At 30.7% G+C, this 21,819-nt stretch carries 16 protein-coding genes and 1 riboswitch; of the genes, 5 read left to right on the plus strand and 11 right to left on the minus strand.

All coding sequences use genetic code 11. The features are described from left to right. Window positions 1-77 precede the first annotated feature (77 nt). The 3 genes from Ccar_RS13770 to Ccar_RS13780 all read right to left on the minus strand — a co-directional run bounded on the left by Ccar_RS13770 (window position 78) and on the right by Ccar_RS13780 (window position 3,259). A complete protein-coding gene (locus Ccar_RS13770) occupies window positions 78-2,297 on the minus strand; it encodes a heavy metal translocating P-type ATPase (RefSeq protein WP_082141597.1) in 2,220 nt (739 codons plus the stop codon). Between the two features lie 18 nt (window positions 2,298-2,315). Next, window positions 2,316-2,681 (minus strand): ArsR/SmtB family transcription factor, encoded by a 366-nt coding sequence (locus tag Ccar_RS13775; protein WP_007064233.1) that lies wholly within the window; start codon window positions 2,679-2,681, stop codon window positions 2,316-2,318. A 206-nt stretch (window positions 2,682-2,887) separates the two neighbouring features. Beyond that, window positions 2,888-3,259, minus strand: coding sequence for a phage holin family protein (locus Ccar_RS13780; RefSeq protein ID WP_007064234.1), 372 nt, complete (start codon window positions 3,257-3,259; stop codon window positions 2,888-2,890). Window positions 3,260-3,696: 437 nt separating this feature from the next. After that, window positions 3,697-3,796: riboswitch (glycine riboswitch) on the plus strand. A 159-nt stretch (window positions 3,797-3,955) separates the two neighbouring features. Here Ccar_RS13780 and Ccar_RS13785 point away from each other — a divergent pair. Both Ccar_RS13785 and Ccar_RS26095 read left to right on the plus strand, forming a co-directional pair. Beyond that, on the plus strand, window positions 3,956-4,516 hold the full coding sequence (locus tag Ccar_RS13785; RefSeq protein WP_007064235.1) for a hypothetical protein: 561 nt from the start codon (window positions 3,956-3,958) through the stop codon (window positions 4,514-4,516). Between the two features lie 221 nt (window positions 4,517-4,737). Further along, window positions 4,738-8,529: a leucine-rich repeat domain-containing protein gene (locus Ccar_RS26095; RefSeq protein ID WP_053075339.1), complete on the plus strand. Its 3,792-nt coding sequence runs from the start codon at window positions 4,738-4,740 to the stop codon at window positions 8,527-8,529. A gap of 195 nt (window positions 8,530-8,724) precedes the next feature. Here Ccar_RS26095 and Ccar_RS13795 read toward each other — a convergent pair whose 3' ends face one another. Together Ccar_RS13795 and Ccar_RS13800 are read right to left on the minus strand one after the other, a co-directional pair. Then, window positions 8,725-9,789 carry a uroporphyrinogen decarboxylase family protein gene (locus Ccar_RS13795; protein WP_007063119.1) on the minus strand — a complete coding sequence of 355 codons (1,065 nt, stop codon included), beginning with the start codon at window positions 9,787-9,789 and terminating at the stop codon, window positions 8,725-8,727. A 198-nt stretch (window positions 9,790-9,987) separates the two neighbouring features. Next, window positions 9,988-10,647 carry a helix-turn-helix transcriptional regulator gene (locus Ccar_RS13800; RefSeq protein ID WP_007063118.1) on the minus strand — a complete coding sequence of 220 codons (660 nt, stop codon included), beginning with the start codon at window positions 10,645-10,647 and terminating at the stop codon, window positions 9,988-9,990. Window positions 10,648-11,431: 784 nt separating this feature from the next. Between Ccar_RS13800 and Ccar_RS13805 the strand changes: the two genes are divergently transcribed. Next, window positions 11,432-12,730, plus strand: a complete 1,299-nt coding sequence (locus tag Ccar_RS13805) for an aromatic amino acid transport family protein (protein ID WP_007063116.1) — start codon at window positions 11,432-11,434, stop codon at window positions 12,728-12,730. A gap of 116 nt (window positions 12,731-12,846) precedes the next feature. Here the strand turns inward: Ccar_RS13805 and Ccar_RS13810 are convergent, their stop codons facing one another. Together Ccar_RS13810 and Ccar_RS13815 are read right to left on the minus strand one after the other, a co-directional pair. After that, a complete protein-coding gene (locus Ccar_RS13810) occupies window positions 12,847-14,004 on the minus strand; it encodes an amidohydrolase (protein WP_007063115.1) in 1,158 nt (385 codons plus the stop codon). Window positions 14,005-14,024: 20 nt separating this feature from the next. After that, on the minus strand, window positions 14,025-15,317 hold the full coding sequence (locus tag Ccar_RS13815; protein WP_007063114.1) for an MFS transporter: 1,293 nt from the start codon (window positions 15,315-15,317) through the stop codon (window positions 14,025-14,027). 362 nt (window positions 15,318-15,679) lie between these two features. Between Ccar_RS13815 and Ccar_RS13820 the strand changes: the two genes are divergently transcribed. Further along, entirely contained in the window at window positions 15,680-16,237 is a 558-nt protein-coding gene (locus Ccar_RS13820) for a nitroreductase family protein (RefSeq protein ID WP_007063113.1), read from the plus strand. Between the two features lie 80 nt (window positions 16,238-16,317). Here the strand turns inward: Ccar_RS13820 and Ccar_RS13825 are convergent, their stop codons facing one another. The 4 genes from Ccar_RS13825 to Ccar_RS13840 form a co-directional block, all read right to left on the minus strand. Continuing rightward, a complete protein-coding gene (locus Ccar_RS13825) occupies window positions 16,318-17,922 on the minus strand; it encodes a PucR family transcriptional regulator (protein WP_007063112.1) in 1,605 nt (534 codons plus the stop codon). 70 nt (window positions 17,923-17,992) lie between these two features. Beyond that, window positions 17,993-18,415 (minus strand): VOC family protein, encoded by a 423-nt coding sequence (locus Ccar_RS13830; protein ID WP_007063111.1) that lies wholly within the window; start codon window positions 18,413-18,415, stop codon window positions 17,993-17,995. Window positions 18,416-18,540: 125 nt separating this feature from the next. Next, on the minus strand, window positions 18,541-19,869 hold the full coding sequence (locus Ccar_RS13835; protein ID WP_007063110.1) for a toxin-antitoxin system YwqK family antitoxin: 1,329 nt from the start codon (window positions 19,867-19,869) through the stop codon (window positions 18,541-18,543). A gap of 69 nt (window positions 19,870-19,938) precedes the next feature. Continuing rightward, window positions 19,939-20,505: an SF0329 family protein gene (locus Ccar_RS13840; protein ID WP_007063109.1), complete on the minus strand. Its 567-nt coding sequence runs from the start codon at window positions 20,503-20,505 to the stop codon at window positions 19,939-19,941. 437 nt (window positions 20,506-20,942) lie between these two features. On the opposite strand from Ccar_RS13840, the gene Ccar_RS13845 reads away from it, so the two are divergent. Beyond that, on the plus strand, window positions 20,943-21,794 hold the full coding sequence (locus tag Ccar_RS13845; protein ID WP_007063108.1) for a methyl-accepting chemotaxis protein: 852 nt from the start codon (window positions 20,943-20,945) through the stop codon (window positions 21,792-21,794). Window positions 21,795-21,819 lie beyond the last annotated feature (25 nt).

Consider the following 21,819-nt stretch of genomic DNA (forward strand, 5'->3'; position numbering starts at 1 on the left):
AGTTTGAATTTTAACCTTTATCATATATCACAGAATAAAAGTTAAAATTCAAACTTCCACTGCATTCTTGTCTCTCATTACTTTTTCACTTTCAATGCTCTCATAGAATTTAGAATTGCAATTACTGCTACGCCTACATCTCCAAATACTGCTTCCCACATATTTGCAATTCCTAAGGCTCCTAATACTAGGATTATTGCTTTGACACCTAGCGCAAAAACTATATTTTGCATTACAATAGACTTTGTTCTTTTTGCTATTTTTATAGCAGTTACAATTTTGGAGGGTTCATCAGTCATGATTACTACATCTGCCGCTTCTATGGCTGCATCTGATCCTAAGCCTCCCATTGCTATACCTATATCTGCTCTTGCAAGTACTGGTGCATCGTTAATTCCATCTCCAACGAAAACGAGCTTTCCCTTTGATGATTTTTCTTTTTCTACATTTTCAAGTTTTTCAACCTTGTCCTGTGGAAGAAGTTCAGAATAAACTTCATCTACTCCTAATTCTTGTCCAACTTTTGAACCTACAACACTATTATCACCTGTTAGCATGATAGTCTTTTTAATTCCTATTGACTTTAATCCCTGTATTGCCATTTTTGAATCTTCTTTTATTTCGTCAGATATAACAATGTGTCCTGCATACTTTTTATCAATAGCTATAAATACTACTGTTCCAAAAGTGTCTATGGAATCATACTGTATTTTTTCTCTTTCCATCAATTTAGCATTTCCACATAACACTTGTTTTCCTCTTATTTCTGCTCTAATGCCATGTCCTGATATTTCCTCATAGTTCTTCATATCACTTTTATTTATTTCTTTACCATAAGCTTTTAAGATGGAAGTAGCTATTGGATGATTAGAATAACTTTCTGCAAAAGCAGCATACTCCAATATTTCTTCCTTGGACATCTCATTAAAAGCTTCAATTTCAGTAACTTTAAATGTACCCTTTGTAAGTGTTCCTGTTTTATCAAAAACAACCATTTCCACATTATTTAAAGCTTCTAGATAATTGCCACCTTTTATAAGAATTCCATTTTTAGATGCTCCCCCTATACCTCCAAAGAAGCCAAGTGGTATTGATATTACCAATGCACAAGGGCAGGAAACTACTAAAAATACTAAGGCTCTGTATATCCACTCAGAAAAACTTGCATCACTAATTACCAAAGGTGGAATAAAAGCTAATAAAACAGCTGATACAACCACAACTGGAGTGTAGTATCTAGCAAACTTAGTTATAAACTTTTCTGTTGGTGCTTTTTTACTGCTTGCATTTTCTACTAAATTCAATATTTTAGCTACTGTAGATTCTGAAAATTCTTTTGTAACTTTAATAGTTAAAAGGCCATTTTTATTGATAAATCCACCTAATATTGTGTCACCTACTGCAGCCTCTCTTGGAACAGATTCACCTGTTAATGCAGAAGTATCTAACATTGATTTTCCTTCTAATATAGTTCCATCTAATGGTACTTTTTCACCTGGTGTTACAACAATTAAGTCTCCTATATTTACTTCTTCAGGCTTAACCTTCTTTACTTCATCACCCAGTTTCAAATTAGCAAAATCCGGACGGATGTTCATAAGTGAAGAAATAGACTTTCTAGAATTATTTACAGCTGCATCTTGAAACAATTCTCCTACTTGATAAAATAGCATAACTGCCACAGCTTCTGGAAATTGTTGAATTGAAAAAGCTCCAATAGTTGCAATACTCATCAAAAAATTCTCATCAAACACTTGTCCCTTTACTATATTTTTAAAAGCCTGTACTACTACTTCTCCACCTATTAAAATATAACTTATAATATATAATGCAGCTTCCATCCAAAAGCTAAATTCAAAAATAGACGCAATTACAAATACTGCTGCACCAATGGATAGCTGGATTAGTTCCTTTTTGTTTAGTCCTTCTTCATGATTGTGATTATGAGCATGTTCCTCATTATCATGCACTTTCTCTTTGGCTAATTCTTTACTTAACATCTTCTCTTTCATAATAACTTGTGATTCAATATTTTTTACAATTTTTTCAGCCGCTGCAATAAGCTCATCAGTTCTACTTATTTCTTCAATTTCTAATGCCAAAGACTTTCTCATAAAATCTACAGAAACATTTGTAATACCTTCTATTCTACTTATATTTCTTTCCATCTTAGCTGCACAATTTGCACAACCCAATCCCTCTAATACAAACTCTTTTCTCAATTTACCTTTCGTATTTTTTTGGGGGATTTTAATAGTCTTATTTGGTATCTTTCCTTTTTTTATTACAGTTGCCATTTTAGCACCACCTTCAATTTATCTTTCATTAATGTGAAGTAATCCTTGGTCAAAAATACGCTTTACATGTTCATCATCAAGAGAATAGTATACAACTTTTCCCTCTTTTCTAAACTTTACTAGTCTTGCTTGTTTAAGTACCCTTAATTGATGTGATATTGCAGATTGAGTCATTGAAAATAAAGCTGCTATATCACATACACACATTTCTGCTTTAAATAGTGCACATATTATCTTTATTCTTGTGGTATCACCATAAACCTTAAAAAATTCTGCTAAATCATACAGCTTTTCCTCTTCAGGTATGCTTTTCTTCACTTCATTTATTACATCCTCATGTATTACATTACAATTACAAACTTCAATATTATTTTTATTTTCCATATAATCCTCCAAATATATTAAATTGTTTATGTGCTCATATGTTTATCTGTTCATATATTCATATTAATTCTTTTATGCAATTTTGTCAATATTTACTTTTACTCTATTTATAAATTAAACGACCATATAAAACTTTCAGTTTTATATGGCCGCTTACTCTTTGAACAACTATCGTATTTAAAACTATATATTAATAAAAAACTAAATTACATAGCTCTACCAGGAATCACCGCATCCAATATTCCAATAACTATGGCTGCTAATATTGAACCCATTATAGATACCCTCATATTAGGAACTAAAAATTGTGTTAAATATATTATTATAGCAGCAATAACAAATCCTTTAAGTCCTCTTCCAAAAGGTGATGCATCAACGCCCATAAAAGATTCTACTAAATAATCTATTACAGTTATTACAACTGCAGCTAATAAGAATGACCACATACCAATGATAGTAAAACCTGGTGTCAAAAATGATGTTATTGCTAAAATAACTGCAACTGCTATGAGTCTTCCTATCCAATGTATAACACCGCCGCCTGAATGTTCTTCTCTTTCTCGTTTTTCATGTGCCATTAATAATTACCTCCTTTAGAAAAGTAAATTTGACTTCATGAATACATGCTTAAGCAAGCTCAACTAAGATTTATATAAAAAATTAGAAACCTAATATCAATCAAGCTTTACTTTTATTAGCATATACATGTAGTTTTCTCATATTACTTAAAAATATAAGTGGTAAGTATTCCTTAATAATGACACACTAATTTATATATAAACTTCTTGACAAATACATTTTCAGGAAATTGGGAAGAACTTAAAATATTTTATTAAAATTGCTTAAATGAACCATAAAATGTAAATAATTGAAAAATCAAGAGATGCTATTTCCGCTGCTAAAAAAAGTATTATGAAATAGATATTATATAGCCCCATACTGTGAAATCTGGGTTGAAATCAGATTAATGGGATGATATAATGAAGCCAAGATATTAAAATTTAATATTGTTCGGGTGAATATAGCGTGAGATAACAATTTGTTAACCGAAGAAGCAATGATATAGTTCCACGGCTACATCAGAAACTTTCAGGTACCCATAGCGCTATAGGACGAAACTCTGAAAATTTGTTTAAATACAAAACCCAAGGTGTAAGATATATATTTATATCCAAACTCTCAGGTAAAGAATACAGAGGACATGTGGTGAAAGCTTAGGCTTTGCCTCATGTCCTTATTTTATTGCCAAGAATTATTTAAAGGAGGTATTTTTTATGAACGAAGAATTATATCAAGTTGAAAAATTTTTAAGCCAGTATGGTATGAAATTAGGTGAAAATAACTGCATAACCAACGGCTTGCTAAAACAATTAAATAGAAAAAATATCTTAGCACGATCTATGCGCTGTGTATATATTTTAGATAACTTTATAATTAAAGCTTCATCTGATGCTACAGGATTTTCTTTACCTGTAGGAGCAGATCAATGCATTAACGAATTTGAAATCTATACATCAAAGGATGAAAAACTTGAAAATTTTAAAGATATATTATGTCCAGTATATGCAATATATAAAAGTAAGTTTTTATATTTGACTGTCCATAAACGTTTGACCCCTATAGATACCAGCATAGATTCTGATGAGACAATATATGGCTATGTAGAGAAAGAAAAAAATTTTTCAAACCAGAAAACCTTTTTCTCAAAACTAGAGAAGTTCAAAAATTTATTTGTAACTAAATCTCCTCAATTACAAAATGAATACTGTAAGGTTAACTCCTTTGGATATGATGAAAATAACAACCTATATGTTCTTGACTATGGGATGTTATAGGATTATATAACCGAGTGTTAACAATTTAAACAAAATGGAAACATCCTTAGATTTGTATAAATTAAATCTAAGGATGTTCCCTTATTTTTACTTCAATTCTCCAACTGTCTTATTATATTTGAAAAAGGATTTAATTATTCAATAGTAAACATTTCCATAGCAATAAAATTCATGCTATAATTAAAATCATAAAAATACAAATATAATAAGGAGTGATTAGCTTGATTAATAAAAAGTTTAAAAAGTTACCCATTTTCTTATTTTCATTCATTTTTATTCTACAATCAAGTGTTGTTTGTGCTAAAATTAATGACAACCAAACCGTAGAACCTAGTAAAATATGGACCGTTACATTTACTCAAGAACTTGTATTAAATGAGTCAAATAAACAAAATATTACTGTAAAAGACTCTAAAGGAAATGTAGTCAGCTGTAAGTTAACTTTAGGACAAGATGGTAAAAGTGTTATAATAAATCCACCAGCTGAAGGATTTATTTCTGGAGAAAAGTATACTTTAAATATTGGTAATCAATTAAAATCTAAGTCAGGGAAAAAAATAAGAAGTGCTAAAACGATAAATTTTACCATTAGAAGTGGAATTGTTACGTTCCCGGATAAGAATTTAGAAAACGTAATTAGAGATACTATTCAAAAACCTACTGGAGATATTTTGAAGAGTGATGTTAGTGCAATAAAAACTCTACAAGTTGGAGGAAAAGGTATAACTAACATTTCAGGCATAGAAAATTTAACTAGTTTGACCTATTTGGAATTAAGCAATAACCAAATAATTAGCCTAGAACCTTTAAAAGGATTAACAAACCTGACATATTTGGAGTTAACTAACACTAACATCTCTGCCCTAGAATCATTAAGAGGGTTGACTAAATTGACTAGCTTGTTTTTAGCTAACAATCAAATCAACAACTTAGATCCTTTAAAAGCATTAGTTAACTTGAACTCTTTATCTTTAGTCAATAATAAAATTATCAACATAGATCCTCTAATAGGATTGACTAACTTAAATACATTGTGGTTATCTAACAATCAAATCAGTGATATAACCTCTTTAAATGGATTGACTAAATTGAATAAATTGTTTTTAGATAACAATCAAATTGTTAGCATAGAACCTTTAAAAGGGTTAACAAATTTGACTTGGTTGTATTTAAAATCCAATCAAATTAAAGATTATTCACCAGTTAATTCTTATTATACGAATCTGCAATATAAAGATTTTCAAATAGTAAATTCAATAAGTTTAAACAAAACTACAGATAATTTAACAGTAGGTGACACAGATAATTTAGTAGCAACTGTAAATCCAATAGATGCTACAAATCCATCTGTAACATGGACATCCTCCGATAGCACTATTGCAACAGTGGATGCTATAGGAAAAATAAAAGCAGTAAATGCAGGAACAGCACTAATAACAGCAACAACAGTGGATGGAAATAAAAAAGCATCTTGTAACCTTTCTGTTACTGCTAAAAGTTCAACCAATAACAGTGAAATTGTTACATTCCCAGATAAGAATTTAGAAAACGTAATTAGAGATACTATTCAAAAACCTACTGGAGATATTTTGAAGAGTGATGTTAGTGCGATAAAAACTCTACAAGTTGGAGGAAAAGGTATAACTAACATTTCAGGCATAGAAAATTTAACTAGTTTGACCTATTTGGAATTAAACAATAACCAAATAATTAGCCTAGAACCTTTAAAAGGATTAACAAACCTGACATATTTGGAGTTAACTAACACTAACATCTCTGCCCTAGAATCATTAAGAGGGTTGACTAAATTGACTAGCTTGTTTTTAGCTAACAATCAAATCAACAACTTAGATCCTTTAAAAGCATTAGTTAACTTGAACTCTTTATCTTTAGTCAATAATAAAATTATCAACATAGATCCTCTAATAGGATTGACTAACTTAAATACATTGTGGTTATCTAACAATCAAATCAGTGATATAACCTCTTTAAATGGATTGACTAAATTGAATAAATTGTTTTTAGATAACAATCAAATTGTTAGCATAGAACCTTTAAAAGGGTTAACAAATTTCACTTGGTTGTATTTAAAATCCAATCAAATTAAAGATTATTCACCAGTTAATTCTTATTATACGAATCTGCAATATAAAGATTTTCAAATAGTAAATTCAATAAGTTTAAACAAAACTACAGATAATTTAACAGTAGGTGACACAGATAATTTAGTAGCAACTGTAAATCCAATAGATGCTACAAATCCATCTGTAACATGGACATCCTCCGATAGCACTATTGCAACAGTGGATGCTATAGGAAAAATAAAAGCAGTAAATGCAGGTACAGCACTAATAACAGCAGCAACAGTGGATGGAAATAAGAAAGCATCCTGTAACCTTACTATTACTGCCAAAAGTTCAACTAATAACAGTGAAATTGTTACATTCCCGGATAAGAATTTAGAAAATGCAATTAGAGATACTATTAAAAAACCTACTGGAGATATTTTGAAGAGTGATGTTAGTTCAATAAAAACTCTGCAAGTTGGAGGAAAAGGTATAACTAATATTTCAGGTATAGAAAATTTAACTAGTTTGACCTATTTGGAGTTAAGCAATAACCAAATAATTAGCCTAGAACCTTTAAAAGGATTAACAAATCTGACATATTTGGAGTTAACTAACACTAACATCACTGATCTAGAATCATTAAGAGGGTTGACTAAATTGACTAGCTTGTTTTTAGCTGACAACCAAATCAACAACTTAGATCCTTTAAAAGCATTAGTTAATTTGAACTCTTTATCTTTAGTCAATAATAAAATTATCAACATAGATCCTCTAATGGGATTGACAAACTTAAATACATTGTGGTTATCTAACAATCAAATTAATGATATAACCTCTTTAAATGCATTGACTAAATTAAATAAATTGTTTTTAGATAACAATCAAATTACTAGTATAGAACCTTTAAAAGGATTAACAAACTTGACTTGGTTGTATTTAAAATCCAATCAAATTAAAGATTATTCACCAGTTAATTCTTATTATACTAATCTACAATATAAGGATTTTAAAATAGTAAACACTATAAGTTTGAATAAAATTACAGACAATTTAACAGTAGGTGACACAGATAATTTAGTAGCAACTGTAAATCCAATAGATGCTACAAATCCTGCTGTAACATGGACATCCTCAGATAATACTATTGCATCAGTGGATTCTATAGGAAAAATAACAGCAGTAAAGGCAGGGACAGCATTAATAACAGCAGCAACAGTGGATGGAAATAAGAAAGCATCCTGTAACCTTACTGTTACTGCTAAAAGTTCAACTGATAACAGTGAAATTGTTACATTCCCGGATAAGAATTTAGAAAATGCAATTAGAGATACTATTAAAAAACCTACTGGAGATATTTTGAAGAGTGATGTTAGTTCAATAAAAACTCTGCAAGTTGGAGGAAAAGGTATAACTAATATTTCAGGTATAGAAAATTTAACTAGTTTGACCTATTTGGAGTTAAGCAATAACCAAATAATTAGCCTAGAACCTTTAAAAGGATTAACAAATCTGACATATTTGGAGTTAACTAACACTAACATCACTGATCTAGAATCATTAAGAGGGTTGACTAAATTGACTAGCTTGTTTTTAGCTGACAACCAAATCAACAACTTAGATCCTTTAAAAGCATTAGTTAATTTGAACTCTTTATCTTTAGTCAATAATAAAATTATCAACATAGATCCTCTAATGGGATTGACAAACTTAAATACATTGTGGTTATCTAACAATCAAATTAATGATATAACCTCTTTAAATGGATTGACTAAATTAAATAAATTGTTTTTAGATAACAATCAAATCACTAGTATAGAACCTTTAAAAGGATTAATAAACTTGACTTGGTTGTATTTAAAATCCAACCAAATTACAGATTATTCACCAGTTAACTCTTATTATACAAATCTACAATATAAGGATTTTCAAATAGTAGCACAATAAATTTAAATTTGGTTCTTTCCAAAGTTAGTTGATTTTTCAAAATCTCTCTAAGGAAAGAACCTTTCTCATTAATGTTTTAAATTTACATCTGCCATACATTATCCTTCTCAATTGGAAAATTCAATTCATAAAATTAAAATTTTGTGTCTACAAAATTTTAATTTTATCATAGTAAACAAACTTTTCACTGAAATATTATCTTCTAATGGAAATTCTCTCACTATATTTTTTAGTTGCTTCTATAACTGCCTTTATATTTTCAATTGGAGCACCACCAGGAATATCACATCCAGATCCAACTATATATCCATTTGGACTATCTGCTGCTTTTTCTATACAGCTTTTAACTTCTCTATAAACATCTTCTACTGTTCCATTTCTTATAATTGAAACTGGATCAATATTTCCAACCAAACACACCTTATCTCCCAGTGCATTTTTAACTTCTCCTATATCTTCACAGTTATCAACGCTAAAAGCTGATATATTTAAATCACGCAGGTCGTTCCAAATTCCTTTTGTCTTTCCACATATATGAAGTGATGGTTTTTCACCAGTTATCTTATACATGCCATCTATCATTTTACTAAGATATGGTTTTGAAAATTCCCTAAACTGCTTAGGACTAATTAAATTTGCACAGGATATAGGATCTCCAATACCACACATTAATCCGTGTTCCTTGTAAACGGCTTCAACATATGCTAAGTTACACTCTACTATAAAGTCCAATAACTTATGTACACCTTCTTTATTTTGTATAAAATCCTTCATAAGATTTTCTGTCCCTCTAATGGCAGAAGCTGCACTAACAGGCCCTGATACTCCACTTCCAACACTTGCTTCATTACCTAATTCTTTTTTTATTTTACCCAGCGCTTTTAATGTTATTGGAAGTCGGCCATCTTTATAAGGATTTATAACCTCCATGTTATCTAACATTTTATAATCTTTTAAAACAGGATCTATTAAAAATGAGGCTCTTGAATCACTATACCCCATCTTGCTTCCAAGTGCTTCTCCTAGTCCCCTTAAAGTCACATTAATTCCACAGCTTTCTGCTCCAAATTCTCTTACTATAAACTTTTCAGCTTCTAACATTTTATTAGAATCAAAATAGTATTCTTCAACATTTATGCCTGCATATACTGCTGCGGTTTCTTCAAACATAATAGCACAAGGTAATCTATCTACTTCTTCTCCCCTAAAATAGGCTTCTCTTCTCTCTTTAGAAGTCATTTCATCTCTAAAAATCCCCACAATTCTACCTTCCTTTTATAATTTATAATATTCTTATATTTTATGTAGTTTATCTAACCTCAAATTATACTAACTTTTTCTACGTTTTTCTACAAATATAAAAAAAAATAATAGTCAACTTATATACTATTATTTTCTCCTAATTTATCCGATGATGATCATATTACTTGTCATAATCAGCAACAAAAATTGCTTATTTCAATGAGACGATTTGAATTTGTTAAGGTATCTATATATTGTAGGTTCTGATACTTGGAGTGCCTTTGCAACTTCTACAACTGCACCTTTAAGGTTAAATGTACCTTTGTCGTATAGTTGTTTTACAACATACATTTTTTCGTCAGCTGACATTCTTTGGGGATCTATGTTTACATCACGAATTATATCGCGGATCATAGTATGGAGGATGTCATCTACATTATCATAGAATTGCTCCTGGGTTTTTATATCTTCGATTTCTTTCTCAGACTCATCGCATATAAAACTAAGTTTATCCATTAATTTTTTTACATTATTGTACTCTTCTATATCTATGTTTATACATATAGCTCCTACTATTTTATTTTTTTCATTTTTTATAAAATAACTTGCAGATCTAAAGGTTTTAAAATTTCCCTCTGCTTTATAATTTGCCACAAAATCCTTATTTTTGTAGCTCTTATTCTGTATTATGTTAAGGACTAGATTTGTAATAGGTGACCCTATTCTCCTACCGCTTAAGTGTCCATTTTTTATAAATATTACAGAATGATTTGGATCGGTAACATCGTGTATTAAAACTTCACAATTATCTCCCAAAAGTGCTGATATAAATTCTGCAATAGGTATATGTTTTTCAATTAATTCTCTGTCATTCAAAGTTTCCACCTCACTAATAGTAGTAAATTGACTTTTTAAATGTATAGAGCCACCATTTTTTAGTATTTAGAATACAGCAATACTAAAAACGATGGCTAAAACTTGTATATATTATAGCATCAAAATGAATTATTATAAAGATTAAAAACATTTAATGTATTTATAAAAAAGGATGAATCCCAAAAAATAATTTTTTAAAATTAAAACTATCAAACTTCAAAATTAATTATCCATTAGACTCCATTCTACGAATTTCTTGCTATATTATGTTGACATTACATTTTTCGTGTGTTATATTCTTATTGCAATAAAAATTTATTATATTAATAACTATTTATTCTTACGATTGAAATTTTACTATTCAATTTTTCAAAATAATAATATGGAGGTGAAAATAAATAATAGATTAAAATAGCAAAATCTAAAGGCATCGATATTGTTTTTTTTAAAACTAGGGAATAGTCCTACAGGTCATCCAAATAATGCTGATATCTATCTCCAAGATGATACTCAATATATTCGAACAGGATGTATTTTAGCTGGTGAAGGATTACATATTTAAATTGATGGGTTTAGTTTAAACCTTGAGGAATTATTGTCCATGATGATAACGGTTTCGAATAAAGAGAATAAATATTCTCTTGAATTTGAACAAAACATAAAAAAACATAATGTTACTATTAATAACTTCACCAATTTGGATAAAAAAACAGCAGCAATACCAAACAGGAATTGCTATTAGAAATAAAACCTTCGAAGAATAAGCATAAAGGAGACGTTAAGAATGATTCAAGAAAAATTTCAGGAAACGAAAGAATATAAAAACGCCAATAAGTGGCACAGTCAAGATACAACTTGGGCAATGAGCCTTTTTGGAACAGCAATTGGAGCAGGTGTACTCTTCTTACCAATTAATGCAGGAGCAGGCGGAATATTATCTTTACTTTTAATTACTATAATTGCATTCCCTATCATGTATTTTTCACACAGAGCCATGGCAAAAATGATTTATTTTTCTAAATCTGGTGATAAGGGAATCACAGCTACTGTAAGAGAGTATTTTGGAAATACGGCAAGTAAAGTTTTTGATGTTGTCTATTTCTTCTCTATTTATTCAATACTAATAATGTATGCAGTTTCATTAACTAATACTGCAAAGAGTTTCATAGAAAATCAATTGAAAATGCAAGCACCACCAAGAATTGTATTATCACTTGTTTTAGTTCTTTTTCTAATATTCATTGTAAATTTTGGACAAGATGTTACTGTAAAAGTAATGAGCTATCTTGTATATCCATTTATAGCAACTTTAGTTCTTCTATCTTTATATTTGATTCCACAATGGAGTGTATCAAATTTAAGTTTAGCAGGTAACTTTGCACCAGCAGGTGGAAAAGTTGGTATTACTACTGTATTAGGAATAGCTTGGTTTATATTACCAATAATCGTATTTTCATTTAACCATTCTCCAATGATATCTACTTTTGTTGTTAAGCAGCGTGAAACTTACGGAATGGAAAATGTAGACCGTAAATGTGCCCAAATTCAAAAGGTATGTTATACAGTAACAATTTGTGTTGTATTGTTCTTTGTGTTCAGTACTGTTTTAAGTGTAACTTCTGCTGATCTTGCACTTGCAAAAAAAGAAAATTTACCAGTTCTTTCTTTCCTTGCTAACAAATATAAAATGCCATTATTCGCTTATGGAGCTCCTATCATAGCTTTAGTTGCTATTACAAAATCTTTCCTTGGACATTATATAGGAGCATATGAAGGTTTAGAAGATATTATTGTTCAAGGTGCTAAATCTTGTGGAAAAGATTTAAATGGTAAAACAGTTAAAAACATTATTGTTGTATTCATGATTTTAACATGTTGGATGATTGCTTTCTTAGATCCAAGTATCCTTGATCTTATAGATATGGTTAATGCACCACTAATTGCAATGATTTTATTCTTATTACCTATGTACGCAATATACAAAGTACCTACACTATCTAAATACAAGAAAAATCTTAGTAATATATTTGTTATTGTTGTAGGATTACTAGTAGTTTTATCAAGTATTAAAGCATTCTTCTAGGATTCTTTAAATAAAATCAATATTATATCACTAAATAATACTTTACAGATTTAATATAGGATAACCCCCTTGATTGCTCAAGGGGGTTATGATTTTTACCTATTTTATATTTAAATTTATTTACTTAAGAAATCCAAAGCAAATTGTACATGTAATGCTGTTCCGTATTTTAAGTAATCTTCGTCAATCTTGAATTTCTCATGATGTGGGAAATATACAGCTTCCTTTTCCTCATTTCTATATCCTAAAAATGCATATACTCCTTTTGCATGTTTAAAATAGTACGGCATATCTTCTGAGCCCATATATCTAGGTAAAGTTTTATTTTTTCCTTCGCCAAAGACTTTTGCCGCAGAGTCATCAGCAAGTATTGATAGTTCGTCATCATTGTAAAGACTAAGTGCACTTTCTTCTATTCTTACTTCAGCCTTAAGTTCGTAAGCATCTGCAATAGCTTTTGCATGTCTCCTTATTGCTTCATGAGCTATTTCTCTAACCTGCGGATTAAAATATCTCATGGAGATATCAATTTCTGTATATTTTGCAACTACATTTGCCTTTGTACCTCCAACAAACTTCCCTACTGAAATTACTATTGGATCTTGAGCATTGATATTTTTAGTAACTATTCCTTGAAGGTCTGTAACAAAGGCACATGCAGGATGAATTGTATCTTTAGCAAGGTGTGGAACTGAGCCATGACCAGACACCCCTTCAAACTTTACATAAATAGTATCACAACCTGCCATTCTATAACCTGATTGAATATTTACATATCCTGTTTTTAGTTCTGGCATTCCATGCATACCAAGGCAAGCATCAACTCCATTCATTCCCCCAACCTCTATTATTTTTTTTGCACCTGTGAAAGTTTCCTCACCTTCCTGAAAGAAGAATCTTATCTCACCTGGTATTTCCTCCTTCATTTCAGATAGGATTTTTGCAGCACCAAGAAGCATAGCAGTGTGAGCATCGTGTCCGCAAGCATGCATTATTCCAGGAGTTTTAGAGGAAAATTCAACACCTGACTGCTCGATTATAGGAAGAGCATCCATGTCAGCTCTTAAGGCAACTGTCTTTCCTTTTTTATAACCTTTTAAGATACCAATTACTGAAGCATTTCCAGCTTCCTTTATCTCAATCCCAAGCTTTTGAAGTTCCTCTACAACTACCCTCTTTGTATTAAACTCCTGTCCGCTTAATTCAGGATTTTCATGAAAATATCTTCTAAGATCAACAATGTATTTTTCATATTCTTTAACCTTATTTAGCAAAGCAATCCCTCCTATAAAATTTATTTTTCCTGATATATATTTTTACCTCTTGTTTCAGCTGAAAAAAATGATGCTGCTGTACTTACAGCCATTAAAATTATTAAAACAAAATATGCTTTTTCATATCCAACTGCTGGTACATTCTTATATTTATCAAGAATGTTACCCATAACCACTGGAATAACTGCAGCTCCTAAGAATCCAACACAATTTACAACTCCAGTAGCCATTCCAGAAAGCCTTCTATCATTTACTTCATTTCCCACTGTCCAGCACATTGTAAAGCCTGTCATGACAAAACCAAAAACAAACAGGAATGGAGTAAGAAGACTAAGAGGCATTCTAGTGTAGATAAGAATTATCCATCCTATTAAAGTCAGCGTAGTTGAAAGAACTAATGGAATCTTTCTATTCTTGAAACGGTCTGAAAGATAACCAATTATTAAACCACTAACTGATGAACCTATAACAGCTGATATTACGTAGTTTGCTGCTTTTACTTTAGTCAAACTATATGCTTGCATAAGGAATGAAACTCCAAAGGTTCCTAAGAATACAACATACCCTGTATACAGTCCTATATATGCAAGGGATATAACCCATGTCCTTTTGTTTGTAATAATTGATTTAAGTGCTGGCATAACTTTAATATTCGCACTTACTGCAGGTCTATTTTCAAGTTCATCCATACCAGGAAGCCCCATATCTTTAGGATCATCCTTTACAAAGATCATAGTTAATGCTGCGAAAACTACCATTGCGAGTCCCATAAAAACAAAGGTATTTCTCCATCCAAACTTCTGTGCTGCAATAACAAGTGGAGTTTGTGCTAGTATTGCTCCTAAGTTAGCTGCGAGTCCTGCAAATCCTATCATTAAGGCGAAATTTCTGGAATAGAACCAACGAGACTGTATTTTTATTAAGCAGATAAATACTACGGAAACTCCAATTCCTACAAGAAACCTACCTACATAGGCAACTCCAATGTTAGGAGCTAATCCAAAAACAACTGAACCTATTGCTGCTAATATGGAAAACATTGAAACTGTCCTTTTAGGTCCCAGTTTATCTGCAAGTATTCCCGATGGTATCTGCATGATAAAGTATGCATAAAAGTACATTGATCCAATATTGGCAAACTGTGCTGCTCCAATTGAAAATGCCTGTTGAAGATCATTTTTTACAACCCCAGCACTCATTCGATGGAAAGTCACAAAAATATATACCGCTGCAAGAATAGTCCAAACAACCCATCTGTAACTCTCAACTTTTTTGATTTGTTCATCCCTTGTCTTCAAATTTTCTCTGTTCATTTGCTAATCCTCCTCTTTGATATTTTAGATTCTTTCCTTTACACTTTTTAATCACTTCACAATTCTCCCTTATGAAAGATAACCTTTACACAACTTAAAAAGTTATATCAAATCTTGTTAATTAAAGTATACCTTGTTTTAAAAAATAATCATTATTCCTAAAATATCAAAATAATACGTTTTTTTTGTACCTAGAGTACAATGCATACATGTTAATTCCAAGTCCTTCATTAACATGTATAAAAAGGAGAAAAAAATATTACCAAATTTGACTATAAAAGAATTCTGATGTATGATAGAATCCATTTAAGAACTTGATTGGGTTTAAAAAATTTTAACATATGATGAAGGGAGAAATAGAAATGGATATCTTAGAATGTATTAATAGTAAAAGAAGTATTAGAGCATATACTGATGAAATTATATCGGAGGAAACGTTGACAAATCTGATTGAACTTGGCACGAAGGCGTCAACAGGTTCAGGAATGGAACCTTGGGGATTTGTAATTATTAGAGATAAGAATGAAATAGATTCTCTATCTGAAATGACAAAAAAATATTTACTAGACAACCTTGAAAAATATCCTTATCTAAATCAATATGAAGATTGGTTAAAAAATCCTAAATATAGTGTTTTTAATCATGCAAATACTTTATTAATCGTTTATGGAAATACAGAATCTCATTGGTATGTTTATGATTGCAGTCTTGCTGCTGGAAATATAATGTTAGCTGCTCACAGCATGGGGATTGGAACTTGCTGGATTGGATTTGCAGAACATACTTTAAATACAAAAGAATTTAAAGAAAAATACGGAATACCAGAGAAATATGAGTTAGTTTGTCCTATGAGTATGGGATATATGAAAACTAAGCTTACACTACCAAAAAGAAACACACCTATAATATTCCACAAGTAAATTATTCAACAATAATAAACCTATGCTAAAACTAAATTTAAGCATAGGTTTTTGTTTGGCATCCCTAAAGTAAATAAGCATTATCTTGTCATTTGATAAATTTTTAATGCCAGGGATAGTTTTAATCTGACTTCATATTGGTTCAGGTCTTCATCTAAAAGCATTGATATTTTTTTGTATCTATATTTCATGGTATTATAATGGATAAACATACTATCTGCAGCACTTTTTAAATTCCAATCATTCTCTAAAATTATAATCAGTGTTTTTAAAAGTTCTGAATTGTATTTTTCATCATGGTCTATTATCTTACCAATACTTGATTTACAAAATTCCATAACTTCTTCATTTTCATATACTGAATAAAGCAATCTAAAAACACCAAGCTCCCCATAAAAAATAGCAGCGTCATTTTTATAAAGCACTCTCCCTATTTTAATAGACATAAGTGCCTCCTCATAGCTCTTATGTATTTCCATTATATCATCCTTAAAATCACCAACGCCAAGTGTCACAGTAAATTCAAATTTTTCACGAGTTGAATTTCTTATTTCATCACTGCTTTTTTTAATTTGAGAATCAAACCGCTTCATATCCTTATCCTTAGGTTGAAGCAGAAATACTAAGCTGTCACTGAAGGTTGCATATATAGCATCCCTAAAATAGGATTTTATGATTTGTGTAATATTCTTTATAATCTTTTCTCTAATAAATTCAAGCTCTTCATTTGAATTCTTGCTTTCCAGCTTTAAATATTCAACTTTAAAATTATCAATATCTATTACCATCACACGTATTGGCCTTGATAAATCCCAGCCAAATATCTCTGCTCTCTTATTTACTTCCTCTTTGAACTTAATATTGTTCATAATAATATCCTGAACAAATTCATTTTTATGTTTATCCTCTATTTGCAAACTGGATATCTTTTTCTGAACATCTAATATTAACGCTGTATTTGCATGGGACAGCGCATTATAATTGTCCTTTTCAATATCCTCTCCCTTATGCTTTAAGTATATTATGTAACCATAAACTTCTTTATTTATTCCTATTGTATAATAATGATATTTGTTTAAAATATCCGACAAGTTAAAATCTCTAAATTCCTCTGTGACCATTTCCATACTACAGGAATAGTAAGCTTTTTGGAAATAAGTATCATAATATAAAATATCCTCATTTAATAAGTCTGAAAGGGCATTTATTATACTTTGGGTATCTTCATTATTAATCACCAGGTCAGTAAAGGTACTGTGAATTTTCTCTGAAATTTTTAATACTTCTGCCTGTAGATTTATTATTTGAGATAGAGCAGGATTAATAACTTCTGTAAAAGCCATTTGCAGTGGAACTTCAATTATAGGAAAGCCTATTTCATCTGCTAGGCTGAGAATTTCCTCAGGCAGCTCATTAAAAAATCTTTTTACCTTTATAAAAAGTGCTGCTATCCCCGCCCTATGCAGCTTCATAATAATATGGTGAAATTCATCAAAATGGACTTTAAAAATATATCCACTTGATAATACAATTTCACCTCCCTTAGACCATTTAAATGGGTCAGGAGCATCCATAATTGTAATTGAACTGACATTTTTATTTAAGGCTTTTTCTCCTGCTAGTACTTTAAAATCACAGAACTCAGGAGTATTAAGAATATCTTTAATGGTTATATTTTTACTCATACTTCCCCCTCCCCAGACTAGCAAAATACTTTTAAGCTTTTATACTTTCGTCTACTCTATAATGTATTTTCTAATCTTGTTCTTGAACATCAGCAGATAATTCCCAGTGTACTTTAAATTTATCTATAAGCGAACCATAGCAAGTACTGAAGAATGTTCTCGCTAATGGGGTTAAAACTTCCCCACCTTCTTTCAAAGTTGAAAATGCATGTTGTATTTCATCAATACTACCTTCTACACATATGCAAACAAGGGAACCATCCTTATTTATTTTTTCCAATGAATCAGATAACCTAATTAAATTGTCCCCCAATTGAATAGTGGCTTGAATAATCCAATTTTTTTGTTCTTCTGAAAGCGGCGGCATGTTGGAGTTTGGTGGAATGTCACTAAATCTCATTATATTTTTTGCTTTTGTTTTGAAAGCTTTTGAATATAAGTTTACTGCCTCTTCACATTCACCATAAAAATAGATATATGGTCTAACTTTCACACTAATTACCTTCTTCCCTCTTATTTAAGTATTTTGTTATAAATTCTGCTATTTAATTATTGTTAGCTTTTTTGAATTTTTTATAGGGTAAAAGGTAGAGATATTTTCAAGCTCTCATATTCCCATTAGCTTCTTTCATCATATATTAATTCTCCCTTAAGATTCCACTTCTTCCTCTCAACCATGCTACCACTTAGATATTTAAGCTGAGCTTCCTTATTACCGTTTTCAAACCAAGAAAGATAAGATACTCCATCTTCATTGATGCCATTCTTTAAAAATTGTTTCCATCTGATTTGACCATTCTCATAATAAGATACTAAATGCCCATTATATTTTCCCTCATCATTAAATGGCTGCACATATTTTATTTTCCCTGATTTATACCAATCTTTCCAGAGGCCAACCCTTATACCATTATTATAAAAATGCTCATACTCTATTTGTCCATTATCAAACCAACCTCGTGATTCCCCACGTATTTTATCATTTATATAATATGCTTCATGTTTTAGTTGTCCATTTTTGTAAAATTCCCTTACCTGACCATTTTTAATAAAATTATGGATGCTGCTGTCGGGATTTTGAAGTAATTCACTAAAGTATTCTTCCTTATCATCCCAATGATTTAAAATATGTTCAACTTGCCAAGGATAGAGACACTGGATTAACTTTTCAATGTTAAAGTACACCTCATCTATATTCTGCGGCAAATGTTTAATTTCAATTATTGGAGGATGTATCTTTAATTTCTGATATGCTAATAATTTATGATGACCATCCAACACAAAATCTGCTGATTCGTCATCCTGTTCTTTTAAATAGCAATTATATATGATAGCAGCTGGTCTATTCCCCTTCTTAATTTCCTTTTCAAAATAAGCAACCCTTTCTTTGTTTATTTCTGAAAAAGGCTGTGTAGCAATTAAAGCTTTATAATATCCATCATAAAAACCAGAGGTGGAATATTCCAATAAGCTAAGTACAAATTCATTGTTTTTTGCTTTTTCATTTAAGTATTCATCATAACGAGTTTTAATTTTTTCAGTATTTTCAATATCTGTATCTTTTTCAGAAAACATAATTTCCCAATTTTCATAATGAACATTAGAATAATTATCAGTTGAAGTCTTATATGCAAAAAAACCTTTTTCACTGCTGTTATAAAAATTCAAAGAATAGTTTCCATTAGGAAAAAGCTGAAAAAGAGGCTTTAATATTTCATGCAGTTCTTGTATATTATCAGAGAAATCACCATTCAGACTATCAATTATCCTATTTCTTAGTTCTTTCCTATAATTTTTATTATAGGGTAAAAGGCATAGATATTTTCCAACAGAACCTGCACAATCGTACCATGTAACCGATATTGGATTATGAAAATTTAGGTAACTACCTATTTCCCCTAAACCTATGGATATCATATTTAATCCTTCAGTTATTTTAAATTCCATAATACTTTCTCCTTCATTTTATTGAGCATAGATTATAATCAGTATCTATGCTCAAGTCAGTTTCATATATCAATTGCTAAACCTCAGTTCATAAAAGTACTGCACAATTGGGTGCTTCAACTTCATTTTATCGGCCATCTTTAAAAGTCGCTTTTTTCCCACTCGTCTGTCCACCAATGCCAAGACATTTAATAAGATATCATTGCTCTCTAGACTTTCCTCTATAGAAATAGTAAAGAATCTATTCACTACAACAGTGAAATTTGATTTGCTTAACGCTGATTGTGCAGATAGTATTTCCTTTGCATATTCTGATATTTTTCTATTTGTTGCAATTACTTTTAACCTATCCTCTGGTACTGTGCCCTTGGTATTCTTTCTGACCATTTCAATTTCCTCATCACTAATAGGAATTTGAATATCTGGATCATTTTTTATTTCCTGCTCTGTCTTATACCATCTGATTAAGGTACTTGCATCACTCATATTGAATATGTTCTTTTTATCTACTTTTATATAACATTGCCCAGCTTTATCAGGTAAATATCGGTAGCTGGTGGCACCATATTCTACCCTACCACATAATGCAGGACAAAGAAAACTCTCTAGACTTTGTTTCATTTTGCTCCAACTCATAACTTCCTCCTGTGAATTAACATTTTAAATTATTATACAATAACCAGAATAGTTTTTGTTGATAAATTGAAAATATCTGTAATATGTGATTATAGTCACAGTATAATTATCCATTTAAAGCTATAATAAAATACAAAATGCTTTTATATCAAGTGATTCTTAGACTCAGATAGACTTTGCCTGTGAGGAATACCTCTTACCTGCGCAAGCTCATAAAATACAATTTAGGCATTCATTTTACCCATCTGAGTCTTAGAAGAACTTATCCAGGCGCGTAGCAGTGCTTATCTCTAACTTGGAGAAGGTAGGGATATTAGCAATGGTAGCGATCGGACAAACGAAAGTTAAAAATAATATTTTCAGCATAGAAAGCTAGCTGGAATAAAAAATCATAAAGTAGTCAGGCATAAGTAAAAAAGAAGAGGAGACGTAGTAAGATGTTAGAAAATAAAAATGTTCAATGTGAAAATTTAATGGAGTTTATTGTTAAATTAGCACCGGTTCTTCAGAAACTAGTCCCTTTGGATTGTATGATAAGAGTAACTGATACCCAAAAATATATTGGTTATGTTCCAGGTAAAAAAATTAAGACACCAACAGATATAATAGGAATGGATATTCCTAAAAACGATTCGATATATAAAGCTATTAATCTTGCTAAGCCTCAAAGAATGTTATTAGGAAAAGAAGTTTTGGGAATGGAATTTGAATCTACTGCTATTCCTATATGTGACCTAAATGGAAAAGTCGTTGGAGCATTAGCACTTGGCATTGGGGTGGAAAATCGTGAAAGAATAACTAATACTTCAAATGTGGTTGCAGCGTCTTGTGAACAAACTACAGCTACTGTTGAAGAAATTGCAGCTTCTGCTGGACAATTGGCAGCTCAACAGGAATCACTTCAAGCTCTGGCAAGAGAAATAGTTGAACAAATAAATGAAACAGGAAAAATAATAGAAATTATTCGTGGAGTGGCACATACTTCAAATATGCTTGGTCTTAATGCTGCTATTGAATCTGCAAGGGCGGGAGAACATGGAAAAGGTTTTTCTGTTGTAGCAAAGGAAATTCGTAAAATGGCTGAAAATAGTACCACTGCTATAAAAGATGTTGAAAACATTCTAAATAAAATTAATGAGAAAATAGAAATAATGAATGAAAGAATTAATGATAACACCGCTATAGGACATCAACAGGCTGCTGCTACAGAAGAATTATCAAGTACCATGGAGGAATTGTCAGCATCTGCAGATACTCTTAAGCAAGCTGCTAGTAGTGTAATAGGTTAGCAATTTTCTATATAACGGAGGAACC

The organism is Clostridium carboxidivorans P7 (genome assembly GCF_001038625.1).
Classification (GTDB): Bacteria; Bacillota; Clostridia; order Clostridiales; family Clostridiaceae; genus Clostridium_AM; species Clostridium_AM carboxidivorans.

Bases quoted from the DNA above. Each gene is read 5' to 3' on its own strand.
- Ccar_RS13825 (WP_007063112.1), bottom strand. From the start codon at position 17,922: ATGAGTAAAAATATAACCATTAAAGATATTCTTAATACTCCTGAGTTC.
- Ccar_RS13835 (WP_007063110.1), bottom strand. From the start codon at position 19,869: ATGGAATTTAAAATAACTGAAGGATTAAATATGATATCCATAGGTTTA.
- Ccar_RS13785 (WP_007064235.1), top strand. From the start codon at position 3,956: ATGAACGAAGAATTATATCAAGTTGAAAAATTTTTAAGCCAGTATGGT.
- Ccar_RS13845 (WP_007063108.1), top strand. From the start codon at position 20,943: ATGTTAGAAAATAAAAATGTTCAATGTGAAAATTTAATGGAGTTTATT.
- Ccar_RS13815 (WP_007063114.1), bottom strand. From the start codon at position 15,317: ATGAACAGAGAAAATTTGAAGACAAGGGATGAACAAATCAAAAAAGTT.
- Ccar_RS13805 (WP_007063116.1), top strand. From the start codon at position 11,432: ATGATTCAAGAAAAATTTCAGGAAACGAAAGAATATAAAAACGCCAAT.
- Ccar_RS13820 (WP_007063113.1), top strand. From the start codon at position 15,680: ATGGATATCTTAGAATGTATTAATAGTAAAAGAAGTATTAGAGCATAT.
- Ccar_RS13770 (WP_082141597.1), bottom strand. From the start codon at position 2,297: ATGGCAACTGTAATAAAAAAAGGAAAGATACCAAATAAGACTATTAAA.
- Ccar_RS13780 (WP_007064234.1), bottom strand. From the start codon at position 3,259: ATGGCACATGAAAAACGAGAAAGAGAAGAACATTCAGGCGGCGGTGTT.
- Ccar_RS13840 (WP_007063109.1), bottom strand. From the start codon at position 20,505: ATGAGTTGGAGCAAAATGAAACAAAGTCTAGAGAGTTTTCTTTGTCCT.
- Ccar_RS13775 (WP_007064233.1), bottom strand. From the start codon at position 2,681: ATGGAAAATAAAAATAATATTGAAGTTTGTAATTGTAATGTAATACAT.